The organism is Mycetocola tolaasinivorans, assembly GCF_003667565.1.
Classification (GTDB): Bacteria; Actinomycetota; Actinomycetes; order Actinomycetales; family Microbacteriaceae; genus Mycetocola; species Mycetocola tolaasinivorans.
Genome location: NZ_RCUX01000003.1, coordinates 198,849 through 214,512, shown reverse-complemented (window position 1 = coordinate 214,512; position 15,664 = coordinate 198,849). Strand labels below are relative to the sequence as shown.

The following is a 15,664-nucleotide window of genomic DNA, read 5'->3' as shown; positions in this document are numbered from 1 at the left end:
CAGGGCCTAGACTGATCCTATGCCTCAGGACTCCCACGGAAACCTTATTCCCGGTATCGTCTCGCCGCAGCGCTCGGTGCCCGCACATATTCCACGGCCCGAATACGTCGGGAAAACCGCCCCGGCGACGTTTACGGGGTCTGATGTTTACTCCCCCGAGGACGTCGAGCGCATTCGTCGCTCGGGCCGTCTGGCCGCCGACGCGATCGCCCTGGTTGAGGAGCACGCCGTACCCGGCGTCACGACCGACCGGCTCGATCAGATCGCGCACGACTTCCTGATCGCCCACAACGCCTACCCCTCGACGCTGGGCTACCGCGGCTACCCGAAGTCACTCTGCAGCTCCCTCAACGAGGTGGTCTGCCACGGCATCCCGGATGACACCGTGCTGCGCGACGGCGACATCCTCAACATCGACATCACCGCCTACCTGGACGGCTTCCACGGCGACACCAACCGCACCCTGCTCGTGGGCAACGTTGCCGAGGAGACCCGCCTGCTGGTCGAGCGCACCGAGGAGGCCCTGCGCCGCGGCATTCGCGCGGTGGCACCGGGCCGCGAGGTCAACGTGATCGGCCGCACCATCGAGGCCTACGCCAAGCGCTTCGGCTACGGCGTGGTGCGCGACTACACCGGCCACGGTGTGGGGGCCGCGTTCCACTCCGGGCTGATCATCCCCCACTACGACTCAGCGCCGCGCTACGCGGATGTCATGGTGCCCGGCATGGTCTTCACGATCGAACCGATGCTGACCCTCGGCGGTATCGAGTGGGATCTCTGGGCAGATGACTGGACGGTCACGACCCGAGATAAGAGCCTCACCGCCCAGTTCGAACACACGCTTGTGGTCACCGAAACCGGTGCCGACATCCTGACCCTGCCGAGCGCAAAATGAGCGCCGCGCACGCCGTCGGAATCGACATTGGCGGAACCGGAATTAAGGGCGGCATCGTCGATCTGGCATCGGGCGAGCTGATCAGTGACCGGGTCAAGATCCTCACCCCCGAGGGCGGCCGGCCCGACGACATCATCGAGACCGTGGCCGAAATCATCTCGCGTCTGGGCGCGGATGCCGCATCCGGCCCCCTCGGCGTCGCATTCCCCGCAATCGTGCGCGGGGGTAAGACGATGTCGGCCGCAAACGTCTCCAAGGAGTGGATCGGGCTCGACGCCCACGCCCGCTTCGGTGAGGCCCTCGGTCGCCCACTCACCTTCGTGAACGACGCCGATGCCGCCGGCTTCGCCGAATCGGAGTTCGGGGCCGCACGCGGTGAGAAGGGCCTCAGCCTCGTCATCACCCTCGGCACGGGTATCGGCGCCGGTGCCGTGTTTGATGGCGCGCTGATCCCGAACTTCGAACTCGGCCACCTCGAAATCGACGGCCACGATGCCGAAACGCGCGCCTCCTATCGCGCCAAGGAGCGCGACGACCTCGACTGGGCGGAATGGGCCGAGCGCCTGCAGCGCTACTTCGAGACGCTGGAGTTCCTCTTCTCCCCCGACCGCATCATCGTCGGCGGCGGCGTCTCCAAGCACCACGAGGAGTTCCTGCCGCTGCTGAAGCTGGACACCCCGATCATGCCCGCGGTGCACCGCAATAAGGCCGGCATTCTGGGGGCCGCGGCCTTTGCAGCCCGCGCGCACTAGAACCGCATAAACGCCGCGGCCCCACCGGAAGGTGGGGCCGCGGCGTTTTAAGTGATGGGAATGGGCCGACTATTACGCCGGGTTCTGTCCCGAGGGCAAGCCCTCGTGGGCGACCATCTATCTAGGCCCGCCGTTGCCGACGGGCTCAAGCAATCTACCCGGAAACGGGACGAGCAGCCCCATGGTTTCCTGTCTGATCTTGCTCCAAGCGAGGTTTACCAAGCCGGCCGGGTCACCCCGGTCGCTGGTGGGCTCTTACCCCACCGTTTCACCCTTACCCCCGGAAAACCGGTGGCGGTCTATTCTCTGTTGCACTGTCTCGCGGGTTACCCCGGGTGGATGTTATCCACCGCCTTGCTCTGTGGAGCCCGGACGTTCCTCGTCATCGTTACCGATGCCGCGATCGCCTTGCCGACCCATTCGTTGCCAGTCTAGCGCGGCACCCCGCGACGGCCGATTCGAGGTCGGCGCGGCGCGGCGCACCCGAGGGCGAGAACCGAACTAGGAGGCCTGCGGACCCCAGAGGCCAGACTCCTCGGTGCGTACCATGATGGCCGAGCACTCGGGGCACTGCAGCACCTCGTCGAGGCCGGCGTTACGCACGGCCTCAAGCTCATTGCCGGTGGAGGCGATCTTGCAGGCACCACAGGCACCCAGGCGGAACAGGGCGGCACCCACGCCACCGCGCACACGCACCCGGTCGTACAGGGCGAGCAGCGGCTCGTCGATACCGACCACGAGGTTGCCACGCAGGTTCTCCTGCTCGGATACTGCTTCGGCGATAACCTCGAGTGACTCATCGCGGCTGGCCTCGACGGTCTCGATCTGGCCGGAGATGACCGACTCGGCCTCCCGGCTGGCATCCAGCACGCCCTGGGCCGCTTCCACGGCCTCCATGCTGATTAGCTGCGCCTCGTCCAGGACGCTGCGACGAACGCGCAGCGACTCGAGCTCGGCCTGAATGCCGCTGAGAGCCTGCGGGTTACTGCTGCCGGACTCGATCAGCGCGTTGTCGCGTGCGATGCGGGCATCCACGACGGCGGAGTCTGCCTCGAGGCGATCCAGCTCAACCCGTACGTCCTCAAAGGTGCCAAGGTCGCGCGCAAGGGTACCGCGGGCGGCATCCCGGTCAGCCTCGAGGGAAGCGAGCGCGGCCAGTTCGGGCAGGCTGTTACGACGGTGACCGAGCTTGATGATCTCGGCGTCGATGGTCTGCAGTTCGAGCAGTTTGGCTTGCGCGGCGGCGGTGGCTTTCACGGGTTCTCTTTCGCTGGTGAACGGGGTGTGGGACGCGTCACTGGGTGACGACGAAGTCCCAGGGGTCAGTACGGAGGTCGCTCACGGTCACCGTGAGCTCGGGGAGGGCGGCGCGGAGCTGGGCGGCAGCGGCGTCAAGCCACAGCCACTCGCTCGCCCAGTGCGAGGTATCGATGAGGGCGGGGCCGGAGCCCAGCAGCGCCTGCTCGCGTGCCTCGGATGCCGGATGGTGGCGCAGATCGCTGGTGATGTAGAGGTCGGCGCCGCGCACGGCGGGCTCCCCCAGCAGCGAGTCGCCCGCGCCGGCGCACAGCGCCACGGTACGGATCTCACGATCGTACTCGCCGCTGGCCCGGATTCCCGTGGCGGTGGCGGGCAGGATCTCGGCGAGCTCGCGTGCGATCTGGCCGAGAGTCTTCGGCTCGGGCAGCGTGCCCACGCGGCCAATGCCGCGTTCCGGGGTTTCTCCCGGGAGAATCGGCGCGGTACGGGTCAGGCCGAGGCGATCCGCCAGGATCTGCGAGGTACCGGCCTCGACGACGTCGGCGTTCGTGTGGGCGGCCAGGAGCCCGGCACCACCACGAATCAGCGTGTGAATCACCGCTCCCTTATAGCGGTCGGCGGCCACGGAGGTGACGCCGCGCAGCAGGAGCGGGTGGTGCGTGATCAGCAGCTGGGCGCCTACGGCAAGCGTTTCGGCGGCGGTTTCGACCACCGGGTCCACCGCGAGATGTACCGCAGACACGGCCTCGCGGGGGTCGCCGGCGATCAGGCCCGAGGCATCCCAGGAGGATGCGCCACTGGCCGGCCAGAGGGATTCGGCCACGTCGAGGATGTGCTGCAGTGTGTAGGTCACGTCTCCAGGATACGGCCTCACGGGCATCCCCCGCTCCGACCATGCCGAGAACCCGGGCGAGTGCCCTCCTCGCGCGTTCGACACACCCGCGGTTTTGCGCACTGCGAACCACTCAGCACGCGGGTTTAGGATTGGTGGACGTAGCGACCAGCGCCGTTCCCTGCTTCCCGTACCCCCGAACCGGAAGGAGGAGCAATGAGCTCCGATCACGAAATCAATTTCCGCACCCGCAAGTGGGTGCGTCCCGAAGATCTCAACGCGAACGGCACCCTGTTTGGCGGCAGCCTGCTGCGCTGGATCGATGAGGAGGCCGCGATCTACGCGATCCTCCAGCTGGGCAACCACCGCGTCGTCACCAAGTTGATCTCGGAGATCAACTTTGTGAGCTCCGCCCGCCAGGGCGACATCATCGAGATGGGTCTGCGCGCCACGCATTTCGGCCGCACCTCGCTGACCATGCGCGCCGAGGTGCGCAACATGTTTACCCGCCAGTCGATCCTCACCATCGAAAAGATCGTGTTTGTGAACCTGGATGAGACGGGCACCCCGGTGCCGCACGGCTATGACACGATCACGCTGAACCGCGATCGCCTTCCGCACGGGATCAGCCCCGCGGATATCGTCACCGTCTAGCGGCACCCTCCCGTGTGGCCTCCGAAGCCTGGCTTCGGAGGCCACACGTGTTTTCGAGGTTCGGGAGATAGTAAATCCTTTTGATTTACTATAAAGTGGCATCAGAGCCCGAGCCCGGTATCCGGCGCTCGCCCGCACCGTCCACATCACCGTCGAAAGGACCCCCGCGTGACATCCCCCCTGATCCTCTCCGGCAACGCCGCCGCCCCGGGAACCCCGCTGCCCCACTACTGGAGCACCGTCGTCGGTGCCGGCCGTGCCAACGAGGGCCTCCGCGCCGACTGGCAGCGCCAGCTCGCCGAGGCGCGAGACTCGGCAGACTTTAGATACATCCGATTCCACGGTCTGTTCCACGACGACATGTTCGTCTACACCGAGCGCGAGGATGGCACCCCGGTCTTCAACTTCCAGTACGTCGATGCGCTGGTCGACGCCCTGCTCGAGATTGGCATTCGCCCGTTCGTTGAACTGGGATTCAGCCCGCGCGCACTCGCCCGCGAAACCGAAACGGTGTTCTGGTGGGGTGCGCACGGCGCACCGCCCACCGACACCGCCCGCTGGGCCGAGCTCGTGGATCGCCTCCTGCGCCACTGGATTCGACGCTACGGCCTCGCCGAGGTGCGCACCTGGTACTTCGAGGTCTGGAACGAACCCAACCTCTGGGGCTTCTTCCACGGCACCCGCTCCGAATACTTCGACCTGTATCGGGTGACCGCGGAGACCATCAGGGCGATCGACTCCGAGCTGCGCGTCGGCGGCCCCGCCACGTCCAACTTCGTACCCGACACCCGTTTTGACGGCGAAAAGGAGGACTTTGGCGCGCAGATCGTTGCCGGGCGTGACGACCTCGACACACTGGACTGGCGGCCGGTCTGGCTCGACGCCTTCCTCGATTACTGCGTTGCCCACAACCTCCCGGTCGACTTCGTCTCTACCCACCCCTACCCCACCGACTGGGCACTCGACGAGCACGGGCAGGGCGAAAAGCTTACCCGCGGGGTCGACGCGACACCGACCGACCTGGCGACCATCCGCCGCATCGTGGACGAGAGCGCGTATCCACAGGCCGAGATCCACCTCACCGAGTGGAGCTCCTCCTCCTCGCCGCGGGACCACACCCACGACACGGTGCCGGCGGCAACGTTCGTGGTACGCACGATCCTGCACTCGCTCGGCACGGTCGACTCGCTCGCCTACTGGGCCTTCACCGACGTGTTCGAGGAGGGCGGTGCCGGGGACGAACTCTTCCACGGCGGATTCGGCATGTTCACACTGCCGGGCATTCCGAAGCCCACCATGCACGCCTATCGCCTGCTCAACGGCCTGGGCGACGAGCTGATCGAACGCACCGACGGCACGCTCCTCAGCCGCGATTCAACATCCGGGCTCCTGAGTGCGATCGTCTACCACTATCCGAGTGAGCAGCCCAAGTCGATTCCCGCCTCGTTTGATTCCCGCGAGGTGGCCGACGCCAACGGCCGCATCGGCGCGCCCCGCACCCTGAACGTGCGCCTCGAGGGACTCACCCCGGGTGCCCGGTTCGAGATCGAAACACTCGACCTTGAGCACGGAAACGCGATCGGCGAGTGGCGCAGGCTCGGTGAGCCCGCAGCCCCCACCCGCGAGGAACTCGCACTCATCAATCGCGGCGCGCGTGCCACCGCGATGAACACGGTTTCTGCCGATGAGAGTGGTATTCTCGCGAGTGAATTAGAGGTTTCCCCCTGGGCAATTGTTGCACTGAGACAACTACCCTAGGTTCGCGTTCGACGTGTGGGTGGCGACAGAGCCGCCGCCACCCACACACCCCGCACTCTCTCCCGGAAGGACCCCCGCCACACATGGCCAGACCCCCGCACCCCACCGAACAGTCGCCGGTCTCCGCGCGCCGCGGCACCAACCTGCCGCGGCTGAAGAACTTTAACGAGTCGGTGGTTTTGGATTCGCTACGCCGCGCCCCGGACGGGCTCAGCCGGGTGGAGCTGGCGAGCACGAGCGGGCTGTCGGCACAGACGGTGTCGAACATCTGCCGCAGACTGATAGATCAGGGCGTGATCCTGGACGAGGGCACCGTGGTGCCCTCGGCCGCGGGCGTGGGTGGCAAGCGCCGCACGCTGCTCCACCTCAACCCCGACGCCTACTTCGCGATCGGCGTGCACCTTGACCCCGCGGTCGCGACCGTCGCGATCCTGAACGTGACCGGCTCCGTGCTCGCCGAGCGTCGGCACCCGATGCACGATGTGAGCGAGCCCGATCGTGTGCTCGCCGATATCGCCCGCCTGGTGGAGGAACTCATCACCAACTCGGGTGTTCCGCGCGACCGGATCCTGGGTCTCGGCGTGGCCGCCCCCGGCCCGATCGACCTGGAATCCGGCGTCATCATCGATCCCCCGCAGCTGCGCGGCTGGGGGCGGGTTCCGGTGCGCGAGCGCCTGGCCGAGCTCACCGGCCTGCCGGTCATCCTGGATAAGGACGTGACCGCCGCGGTGATCGCCGAGCGCTGGGCGGCCGGGCCGGCGGCGGCCGACGCCGATACGTTCGTGTTTTTCTACATCGGTACGGGATCGGGAATGGGGCTCGTGGTCAATGACACCGTGCTGCGCGGGGTCTCCGGAAACGCCGGCGAGGTCGGTGGCCTGGACGCCTCCTGCACGACGCGTGACCTGGCCGAGGAGGGCGTGCGCCGGGGTGTGCTCACCGGGCTGACCCTGCCGGTCTCCCCCACCGAGGCCGAGGATGCCCTGGCCGAGCTGGTGCGCATCGCCCACGATGGCGATGCCGAGGCCCGCGACATCATTGACGGCTGGGCGCGCCGCGTGGGCCGCGGCGTCGCGGCCGCCGCCACCCTGGTGGACGCTCCGCTGATCATCTTCGGCGGCCCCGCCTGGACCCTGCTGGCCGAGCGCTTCCTGCCCATCGTGCGCGACATCGTGGATGCCTCGCCGTTTGTCGAGAAGACCCGCGAGACCGTGGTCACGACCAGTGCCCTCGGCGACGCGGTGGGGGCGATCGGTGCCGCGTCGCTCGTGCTCGACACCCTGCTGTCCGTCCAGCCGCAGTCGCTCGTGCTGCAGTAGCGGCCCTCCCGCGCGCTTCACGAAACGGCCCCGAGTCAGGTGAACACCTGATTCGGGGCCGTTTCGTGTCCCGGTGGAGCCTGCGCTACGGACGTTGCGCGGCACCGTCCGTAGCGCGCAGCAGCGCCCAGCGGTCATGCTGTCCGGGGGCGGTGACCGGGTATTTGCGAGCGGCCGCCTCATTAAAGTCCACGCCCAGTCCGGGCTCTGTGCTCGGGTACAGGACGCCTTCGCGTGCCACCGGAGCGCCCGGGAACACTTCGAGGGTTGCCTCCCGGAACCCGGCGGCCTCCTGTACGCCAAACGCGTGCGAGGAGACGTTCATGGCCACGTTTGCCGCCTGGCCGAGCGGGCTGACATCCCCGGGGCCGTGCGGTGCCGAGCGCACGCCAAACAGTTCGGCGGCCGCCAAAATTTTGCGCGTGGTCGTCAGGCCGCCCAGGGTGGGGATCCGCAGCCGCGCGAAGTCGATGGAGCGGGTCGTAAACAGGCGGGTGTACTGCGAGGCCTCGGTATAGAGCTCACCCACCGCGAGCGGAGTGGACCCGGCCAGGCGCATCTCGGCAAAGTGATCAGCATCCTCGGGGGCGAGCAGGTCCTCCACGAAGAACAGGCGCGCGGGTTCAATCTCGGCCATGAAGCGTCGTGCCTGCGCCGGGGTCAGCCGCTCGTGCGAGTCGTGCAGCAGCTCGACGCCATCGCCGACCAGCTCGCGAATTTCGGCGAGGACGCGCGGCACGTGGTGCAGGTAGGAGAGTGAGTCCCAGCGATCCTCCCGCAGGTGGCGGCGGCGCTCCTCGGCCGCGTCCTTGGCCGCGGTGCCGTAGGTGTCGGTTCCGGGCACGGCCACCTGAACGCGCACGTGGCGATAGCCGCGCTCGGTCGCCGCGATCACCTTATCGGCGATCTCCCGGGCGGTGAAGCCGTCGACGTGCGTGTAAGCGGAGGCACCATCACGGGCGCGGCCTCCGAAGAGGTCGTGCAGGGGCAGGCCCGCGCGCTTCCCGGCGATATCCCAGAGCGCAACGTCGATCCCGGCCAGGGCATTGTTGGCAATGGAGCCGCCGCGCCAGTAGCCGCCGTTGAGCAGCAGGCGGTGGATGTCTTCGATGTCGGCGGCCGGGCGGCCGATAATCATCGGGGCCAGGTAGTCATTAACGACGGAGGCGATCGCGAGGGTGCGCTGGGGGTCACTCGAGCAGCCCAGGCCGTACAGCCCGGGCACGTTCGTTTCAACCCGCACGATGACGTAGGGGCACCCCTGCGGGGCGGTGAGGAAGGTGGTTACGCCGGTAATGCGCACGGTGTCATCGGCATCGATGAGGCCGGTATCCCAGGGGGCGCGGGCGAGGACCACGCCGTCCTCGGGTTCGGGGGCGGTGAGGGCGAAGGGGAGATCGGGCGAAGTCGTCATTGTCTAGCATTCCGTTTCGGGGTTGTGGCTGCTCTGCCAGGGGTCGAGGAAACGAGTCTCACACGGATTTTCGAATCCGCGTTGACACAGTCTATCAAATTGATTTAGATTCGTCATGTGTTCACCAACGAGGGTGAACATCGACCCCCAGCGAAAGGCACCACACAGTGAAAAGACATCGGAGTCTCACACGAACAGCGGCTCTAGCCACCACACTCGCCCTCGGCCTGACCCTCACCGCTTGCGCCTCGGGTGGCGGCGATGCGGGCTCGGGTGACGACAAGCCCCTCACCCTCTGGACCTTCAAGCAGACCCACGCCACCGCGCTCGAAAAGACCGCCGAGGACTTCAAGGCAAAGACCGGCATCACCGTCAAGGTCCAGGCCATCACCCCGGATGACGCGTTTGTCACCAAGACCCAGGCCGCCGCCAAGACCGGCGACTTCCCCGACCTCCTCGAGGTACACTCGCGCGGCGAAGACTTCACCTTCGGCGCCGCCGGCCTGCTGGAAAACCTGGCCGACAAGATCACCCCCGAGTGGGACAAGAACTACCTCGAATCGGTGCGCAACGAGGGCACCGTCACCGCGGCGGACTTCAAGTCCTCGCAGGAAACCGGCTCAAAGATCGCCGGTGTCGAGGAGGGCCAGCGCCTGAGCGTACCGCTCACCATCGGCACCTTCGGCATCGTCTACGCCAACAAGGAGCGCCTGGCCGCCGCCGGCATCACCGAGGCACCCAAGACCTGGGAAGACTTCATCGCCGCGCTCGACGCGGTCAAGAAGACAAACCCCGACAACGGTGGCGTGACCATCGGCCTCAAGTCCCCCTCGACGGGCCTGGAATGGCTCATGCAGCCGATGGGCTTCGGCGAGCTGGGCAAGGAGCCGTTCGAGGCGCTGTTCAAGGACGATAAGTCCAAGAACTGGAGCTCGGCAAACGGCACCAAGGTGCTCTCCGAGTACAACAAGATCACGCCGTACTGGATGCCGGGATCGCAGACCCTCGACATCGATCAGGCCGACCTCAGCTTCGCGCAGGGTAAGTCCTCCTTCCTGGTGGGCGGCACGTTCACCCTGTCGTTCCTGCACCAGAACGGTTTTGACACCGACAACCTGATGACCTTCCCGGTACCGCCGCCCGCCGACGGTGCCGTCACGGACCTCGCCCTGGCACCGTTCTCGCTGACCGGCCTCTCGCTGTCCTCCGCCAGCAAGAACAAGGACGCCGCCCTGAAGTTCATCGAGTTCGTCTCCGAGCCCGAAAACGCGAAGAAGTTCTCCACCAATGCTCTGGACCTCGCACCGGTGGATCTCGGCGCTGACCCCTCCACCGAGGTCGGCCCCGTGCTCGGCGCGATGATGGCCGCGTTCGGCGAGGCCGGACCGAACACCTACAACCCCGGAGACACCTCCTACCGCCCCAACCAGTACGACCCGGGTGACGTCGGCGCCCTGCTGATGAACATGACCCCGCTCGCCCAGACCGACCCGGCACAGACCGGGGCAAAGATGGCGGAGCTCATCGACTCCTACTGGGCCACCCAGAAGGGCTAAACAATGACCAGCCACGTTACTCCCGACTCCGCCGTGCGCGGGGTCGGGAGTGACGGGGATCGTCTCGATCCCCGCCACTCCCCCACGCCGCCGCCCGCCGCGGCGACCCCCGCACCGCGCCCGACGAAGCGGGCACGCATCCGCTACAACCGCACCGAATCCCGCTGGGGATACGCGTTTGTGGCGCCCGCCCTGATCCTCTTTGCGATCATGGGCATTTACACCATCGGCTACGGACTCGCCCTGAGCTTCGCGCGCTGGAACGGCTTCAGCCCGAACTGGGAGTGGGTCGGATTCCAAAACTTCACCGATCTGCTGTTCGGGAGCAAGACATACGCTCCGCGCGTCCAGGCGGCGGCGCTCAACACCCTCTGGGTGTGCATCGCCGTCCCCGTGCTCACCATCGCGGTGAGCTTCCCGCTAGCGATCATCCTGAACTCCGCCAAGCGATTCCAGGGGATTCTGCGCTCGGTTTACTTTGTTCCCTACGTCACCACGGGCATCGCGGTATACCTCGCCTGGCAGTACATTCTCGAACCCAACGGCGCCATCAATGCGCTGCTGAAGGCGCTCGGGCTCGGTTCGCTCAGCCAACCGCAGGGGTTCCTCGGCAACCCGGATACCGCGCTGCCCACCCTGATCATCGTGCTCGTGTGGTCGGCCGTACCGGTCGCGATGCTGCTCTACCTGACCGGGCTGCAGTCGCTTGACACCTCGGTATTTGAGGCGGCAACGCTCGACGGCGCAGGCTGGTGGCGCACGAACACCGCCATCGTGTGGCCGCTGCTGCGCGCCACCACCGGCATCGTGTTCCTGCTGAACCTGCGTGACGCCCTGCAGGGCTTCCAGATCTTCCTGATCATGACCAACGGCGGCCCCGGCAACCACACAAACGTGCTGGGCCTCGAAACGTATCGCCTCGCATTCCTCTCCGAACTCGCCCCCACCCTGGGTCTTGCGAGCGCCCTCGGCTGGATGCTGTTCCTCGCGGCACTCGCGATCGCCCTGATCAACCAACGACTCGAGAAGAGGGCCCAGTAGTGGTAGACCTCGCCCCCGCGCCCACCGCGCGCCGCGCCCCCGCCGCCTCACCGTATGCGCCAAAACCCTGGTACACCCGGGTGTTCTCACTCAGCGGCAAGACCGTGGTGGGGCTCATCCTCGCGCTGTATGCGGTGGTCAGCCTCTACCCGTTCGCCTACATGGTCTCGGCCGCGTTCAAGACCACCGACGAGGTGAACGCGGGCAACAACCTGATTCCCGCCAATCCGACCTTCGACACCCTGATCGATACCTGGAACCGACTGCACTTCTTCGACTACTTCCTGAACAGCCTGCTGGTCACCGGTGCCACCACCCTCGGCGTCATCGTGATCTACTCCTGCGCAGCCTACGCATTCTCCGTGCTGCGTTTCCGCGGCAAGACGCTGCTGTTCCGCCTGTTCCTGGTGCTGCTGTTTGTGCCCGGTGTGGTGACGCTGCTGCCGGTCGTGATGCTGGAAAACGAGATGGGGATTCTCGGCACCCACCTGGGACTGATCCTGCCTTTTATTAACGGTTCGGCACCCCTGGCCATTCTGCTGCTCACCAACGCGTTTAACGCCGTCCCCGGCGATCTGCGCGAGGCCGCCCGCGTGGACGGTGCCGGGGAGCTGCGAATCTTCTCGCGAATCTACCTGCCGCTCGCGCGGCCGGCCCTGATCACGATCGCGCTGCTGACCGCCATCCCCACCTGGAACGAGTATCAGCTGACCCGCGTCTCGCTGAACGACCCCACCCGCTACACCCTTCCCATTGCCCTACAAAGCCTGCAACAGGGCGACACGGTTCAGTACAACACGCTCATGGCCGCGGCCCTGATCGTGGTGATTCCGATCATCATCCTGTTCTTCAGTCTGCAGCGCTACTTCGTAAACGGCCTCGTTGGGGCCGTGAAAGGTTAGGAACCTTCGTGACAACTCCCACTCCCACCCTCGTTATTACCGGTGCCGCCGGCGGAATCGGCGGCCCGGTTGCCCGGGCGGCCCTCGACGCCGGTTATCGGGTCGTCGCGGCCGATCGTGCCCCGTTTGACCTGCCCGGTGCCGCGGCCACCGTGGTGGGCGATCTGCGCGAGCAGGGCGTCGTAGACGAGCTGTTCGACGCCGCCGGCGATGACGTATTTGCGGTGCTGCACCTCGCGGCGATTCCGTCGCCGGGCCAGTTTGACGATCATGACACCCTGGTTCGAAACGTTTCCTCTGCCTACCGGGTACTCGGGACCGCCGGGGAGCGCGGGGTACGCCGAATCGTTGCCGTGTCGAGCGCCTCGGCCGTGGGCTTTGCCTGGGCCGACCGCGACCTCACGCCGGCGTACCTGCCGGTGGATGAGGACCACCCCATCGTGGTGGTCGACACCTACGGACTCTCCAAGGTGTTTATGGAGCAGATCGCGGCTTTTACCGAGCGTCGCTGGCACGTGCCGACGATCACCCTCCGCTTCCCCTTCGTCGGCACCGGCGATCGGCTGCAGGTTCGGCTGGACGAGATGGCGCAGTCGCCGGCCACGGGCAGCCGTGACCTGTGGGCCTGGGTGGACACCCGGGACGCCGTGACCTCGATTCTGCGTTCCGCCGAGGTGCCCTCCGCGGGTGCCGTCGTGCTCAACGTCTCCGCACCGGACACCATGTCCCCCTGGCCCACCCGCGAGATCGTGGCGGCGGCGTTCCCCGGGCTCGAGGTGCCGGATACGGTGGCCGAGTACGGCGGGCTGTACGACACGTCCCGCGCGGCGGAGCTCCTGGGCCTGACCGACTACCACGGCTGGCGCACCGGTGCCTAGCGCACCGGCCGAGCGGGTGAGGGAAACCCCGGCACACCTCGCGGCGCTCGTGCCCGCAGCGCTCGGACATCTCGCGCTGACCGGCACGGCGCTCACCGCGAGCGTCGATCCGGTCGGCGCGCGGCTAGATTCGCTGGTGTTTAGCCGCGGTGATCGCGAACCGGTCGAGGTGCTCTTCCGCCGCGAGGCGGAACCCGATCGTGAGGAGGACGCCCCCGGCTCCAACGGGCAGTGGCACCGCCGCTATCTGGGTGGCTGGCACACCCTCGTGCCGCACTCCGGTGACGAGCGGGTCGTGGACGGTATCGCCCAGCCCTTCCATGGCGAGGCCGCCTGGCGTACCTGGGAGGTGCTGTCGGTTTCACCCGCGAGCGTTCGGCTGGGGCTGACCCTCGACAGCGTCCCGATTCGGCTTGAGCGAGAGTTCGGCATTACCGGCTCCACGCTTGTTATCACCCAGCGCGTGAACTCCCTGGGTGTTCGGCCTCAGCCCATCAGCTGGGCGGAACACCCGGCGTTCGCACCGCCGCTGGTGGGGCCCGGGCTCACCGTGACGCTCGGCGATACCCCGCTTCCGCTCCACATACCCGCACCGCCCGCGGCTCACGGAGCCTTTGCCGCGTACGCGACCGGGGGCCGCGGCATCGCGGAGCTCGATAACCCCGAGGCCGGCCTTCGGGCAACCCTCACCTGGGATGCCGAACTCTTCCCCTACGCATTTGTCTGGCAGGAGCACCGACTCTCCCAGGGCTCGCCCTGGCATGGGCACACCGACGTCCTGGCCCTGGAGCCCTCGGTAAGGCCCTACGATCCCGAGGATGAGCGTCTGGGCCCCCTGGTCATCCAGCTGGGTGAGACGGTGGAAACCACGTTTGCGCTGAGCCTCAACTGAGCACTCTCACAACAGAAGCCGGTCGACCTCCCTCGGGAGATCGACCGGCTTCGGCGTTACGCCCGGGGGCGTTCGGCTGTCTACCAGCCCGCGCGCAGTACCCGGCCGGTCTCCTGGCCGGACACCGCGCGCAGAATGCTCTGGGCAACCTGTGCCGCGGGTGCTATCGGATAGCCGGCGAACGGACCGTCATACTGCGGCTCATCACTCACGAGTGAGGGGCTGACCACGTTGATGCGGATGCCGCGCGGCAGCTCGGGCGCGGCACCGGCCACGAACCCGTTAACCGCGGAGTTGATGGCCGAAGCGGCGGCTGAACCGGGCACCGGGTGATCGCTCAGCAGGCCACTCACCAGGGTGAACGAACCACCGTCCACCAGGTGGGCGGTGCCGCGCTGAACCACCTCCACCTGGCCCAGGAACTTGCTGGCCAGACCGGCCTCGAAGTCTTCCCGGCTCAGGTCGGCCAGCGGCGCGAAGGGCACGGCGCCGGCGAGCACCACGATGGCCTCGAAGGGTTCATGCGTCGAAAACAGTGCGTCCAGGGTTTCCGGGCGGGTGATGTCCACCGCGGGTTCCGAGCCGCGGCTCACCCCGAGGACGTCGTAGCGCCTGCTCAGCGTCGCCACAGCAGCGCGCCCAATTTCACCGGTTGCCCCGATCACCAAAACAGTCATGATTCTTCCCTCCCGTTGCCGCACGAAGTCGTGCACGTGGTGACTATAACCGCGGGAGAGCACCGATATTCCGAGTGTGACCGCGTGTTTCGGCCCTAACCGTGGGACAGCTGCAGCAGGAACTCGACGCTACCCGCGGGTTCCACCTTCACGAATCCGAGGCTCGGGGCCTCCATACCAAAGTCGGCAAAGGTGATCGGAATGGATCCGGCGATCTTCGCGGTGCTGCCGTCGAGCCCCGCGGTTACGGTGGCGGTCACGTCTCGCGTCTTTCCGGCGAGTTCCAGCGTGCCGGTCACCTGCACCGAGTGTTCCCCGGTCGTGGCGTTCGTCGGCAGTGCCACGGGCGAGGTCAGCGTGAAGGTGGCGGTGGGGTGGGCATCGGCAAGCACCACGTTGTTGCGGAAGTAGTTGTCACGCTGGGCGGAATCGGTGGCAATGGAGCTCACATCGACGTTCACTGTTCCGGCGGTGATGCCGGTGCCGGTGACCTCGACAGATCCGGTGACCTCCGAGGTGCGTCCGGTCACGGTCACGTCGGTGCCGTTCAGAACCTCCTTCACCCGGTATCCGGCGGTGGAATCCTTGGCGACGTTCCAGGTACCCGCGAGCTGATCGGGCGTCAGGGTCGAACCGCCGAGGGCGCCGATCGCGGCCGTGGGTTCGGCGGAGGGTTTCGCGGCAATGTTGTCGCGGTAGAAGGTGGGGCCGACGGCGAAGGCCACACCGCCGAGCACGAGTGCCCCGCCGACAATCGAGGCGAGGATGATGGCGGACTTCTTTTTCACGAGGACTCCCGGGTCGAAACGGTGGTGATACCTGATCGTGCCCGAT

Annotated in this window: 15 protein-coding genes and 1 other RNA gene; 10 read left to right on the top strand and 6 right to left on the bottom strand. The window is 66.9% G+C overall.

Translation table 11 applies throughout. From position 1 onward, the window contains the following. The first annotated feature begins 19 nt into the window (after positions 1 to 19). Together map and ppgK are read left to right on the top strand one after the other, a co-directional pair. Positions 20 to 895 carry a type I methionyl aminopeptidase gene (gene map / locus D9V32_RS04695; RefSeq protein ID WP_121647740.1) on the top strand — a complete coding sequence of 292 codons (876 nt, stop codon included), beginning with the start codon at positions 20 to 22 and terminating at the stop codon, positions 893 to 895. Beyond that, positions 892 to 1,647, top strand: coding sequence for a polyphosphate--glucose phosphotransferase (ppgK, locus tag D9V32_RS04690; RefSeq protein WP_121647739.1), 756 nt, complete (start codon positions 892 to 894; stop codon positions 1,645 to 1,647). The genes map and ppgK overlap by 4 nt, the downstream gene beginning before the upstream one ends. Before the next feature lie 57 nt (positions 1,648 to 1,704). Here ppgK and rnpB read toward each other — a convergent pair. The 3 genes from rnpB to D9V32_RS04675 form a co-directional block, all read right to left on the bottom strand. After that, positions 1,705 to 2,066, bottom strand: an RNA gene (rnpB, locus tag D9V32_RS04685) — RNase P RNA component class A. Positions 2,067 to 2,148: 82 nt separating this feature from the next. Continuing rightward, positions 2,149 to 2,904: a zinc ribbon domain-containing protein gene (locus tag D9V32_RS04680; protein WP_121647738.1), complete on the bottom strand. Its 756-nt coding sequence runs from the start codon at positions 2,902 to 2,904 to the stop codon at positions 2,149 to 2,151. A gap of 37 nt (positions 2,905 to 2,941) precedes the next feature. Further along, positions 2,942 to 3,760: a Nif3-like dinuclear metal center hexameric protein gene (locus tag D9V32_RS04675; RefSeq protein ID WP_121647737.1), complete on the bottom strand. Its 819-nt coding sequence runs from the start codon at positions 3,758 to 3,760 to the stop codon at positions 2,942 to 2,944. A gap of 195 nt (positions 3,761 to 3,955) precedes the next feature. On the opposite strand from D9V32_RS04675, the gene D9V32_RS04670 reads away from it, so the two are divergent. From D9V32_RS04670 to D9V32_RS04660, 3 genes are all read left to right on the top strand, one after another. Beyond that, entirely contained in the window at positions 3,956 to 4,393 is a 438-nt protein-coding gene (locus tag D9V32_RS04670; protein WP_121647736.1) for an acyl-CoA thioesterase, read from the top strand. 168 nt (positions 4,394 to 4,561) lie between these two features. Next, on the top strand, positions 4,562 to 6,151 hold the full coding sequence (locus D9V32_RS04665; RefSeq protein ID WP_121647735.1) for a GH39 family glycosyl hydrolase: 1,590 nt from the start codon (positions 4,562 to 4,564) through the stop codon (positions 6,149 to 6,151). 83 nt (positions 6,152 to 6,234) lie between these two features. Next, complete coding sequence (locus D9V32_RS04660; RefSeq protein WP_121647734.1) at positions 6,235 to 7,470, top strand: ROK family transcriptional regulator; 1,236 nt, start codon at positions 6,235 to 6,237, stop codon at positions 7,468 to 7,470. Positions 7,471 to 7,555: 85 nt separating this feature from the next. On the opposite strand, the gene D9V32_RS04655 is transcribed toward D9V32_RS04660, so the two are convergent. Next, on the bottom strand, positions 7,556 to 8,884 hold the full coding sequence (locus tag D9V32_RS04655; RefSeq protein ID WP_121647733.1) for an enolase C-terminal domain-like protein: 1,329 nt from the start codon (positions 8,882 to 8,884) through the stop codon (positions 7,556 to 7,558). A 167-nt stretch (positions 8,885 to 9,051) separates the two neighbouring features. Between D9V32_RS04655 and D9V32_RS04650 the strand changes: the two genes are divergently transcribed. The 5 genes from D9V32_RS04650 to D9V32_RS04630 are packed head-to-tail and all read left to right on the top strand — an operon-like array spanning position 9,052 to position 14,153. Next, the gene (locus D9V32_RS04650) at positions 9,052 to 10,440 is read left to right on the top strand and encodes an ABC transporter substrate-binding protein (protein ID WP_183086179.1); all 1,389 of its coding nucleotides are present in this window, start codon (positions 9,052 to 9,054) and stop codon (positions 10,438 to 10,440) included. Between the two features lie 3 nt (positions 10,441 to 10,443). After that, positions 10,444 to 11,481, top strand: coding sequence for a carbohydrate ABC transporter permease (locus D9V32_RS04645; protein WP_121647732.1), 1,038 nt, complete (start codon positions 10,444 to 10,446; stop codon positions 11,479 to 11,481). Further along, on the top strand, positions 11,481 to 12,383 hold the full coding sequence (locus tag D9V32_RS04640) for a carbohydrate ABC transporter permease (RefSeq protein WP_220700652.1): 903 nt from the start codon (positions 11,481 to 11,483) through the stop codon (positions 12,381 to 12,383). Before D9V32_RS04645 ends, D9V32_RS04640 begins: the two co-directional genes overlap by 1 nt. A gap of 8 nt (positions 12,384 to 12,391) precedes the next feature. Then, positions 12,392 to 13,261: an NAD-dependent epimerase/dehydratase family protein gene (locus D9V32_RS04635; RefSeq protein ID WP_121647731.1), complete on the top strand. Its 870-nt coding sequence runs from the start codon at positions 12,392 to 12,394 to the stop codon at positions 13,259 to 13,261. After that, on the top strand, positions 13,254 to 14,153 hold the full coding sequence (locus D9V32_RS04630; protein WP_147440391.1) for an aldose epimerase family protein: 900 nt from the start codon (positions 13,254 to 13,256) through the stop codon (positions 14,151 to 14,153). The genes D9V32_RS04635 and D9V32_RS04630 overlap by 8 nt, the downstream gene beginning before the upstream one ends. 80 nt (positions 14,154 to 14,233) lie before the next feature. Here the strand turns inward: D9V32_RS04630 and D9V32_RS04625 are convergent, their stop codons facing one another. Beyond that, entirely contained in the window at positions 14,234 to 14,830 is a 597-nt protein-coding gene (locus D9V32_RS04625; RefSeq protein WP_121647729.1) for a short chain dehydrogenase, read from the bottom strand. Positions 14,831 to 14,925: 95 nt separating this feature from the next. Further along, on the bottom strand, positions 14,926 to 15,618 hold the full coding sequence (locus tag D9V32_RS04620) for a YceI family protein (RefSeq protein ID WP_121647728.1): 693 nt from the start codon (positions 15,616 to 15,618) through the stop codon (positions 14,926 to 14,928). Positions 15,619 to 15,664 lie beyond the last annotated feature (46 nt).

Excerpts from the sequence above, each read along its gene's own strand:
- map (WP_121647740.1), top strand. The coding sequence starts at position 20 with ATGCCTCAGGACTCCCACGGAAACCTTATTCCCGGTATCGTCTCGCCG.
- ppgK (WP_121647739.1), top strand. The coding sequence starts at position 892 with ATGAGCGCCGCGCACGCCGTCGGAATCGACATTGGCGGAACCGGAATT.
- D9V32_RS04670 (WP_121647736.1), top strand. The coding sequence starts at position 3,956 with ATGAGCTCCGATCACGAAATCAATTTCCGCACCCGCAAGTGGGTGCGT.
- D9V32_RS04660 (WP_121647734.1), top strand. The coding sequence starts at position 6,235 with ATGGCCAGACCCCCGCACCCCACCGAACAGTCGCCGGTCTCCGCGCGC.
- D9V32_RS04655 (WP_121647733.1), bottom strand. The coding sequence starts at position 8,884 with ATGACGACTTCGCCCGATCTCCCCTTCGCCCTCACCGCCCCCGAACCC.
- D9V32_RS04645 (WP_121647732.1), top strand. The coding sequence starts at position 10,444 with ATGACCAGCCACGTTACTCCCGACTCCGCCGTGCGCGGGGTCGGGAGT.
- D9V32_RS04625 (WP_121647729.1), bottom strand. The coding sequence starts at position 14,830 with ATGACTGTTTTGGTGATCGGGGCAACCGGTGAAATTGGGCGCGCTGCT.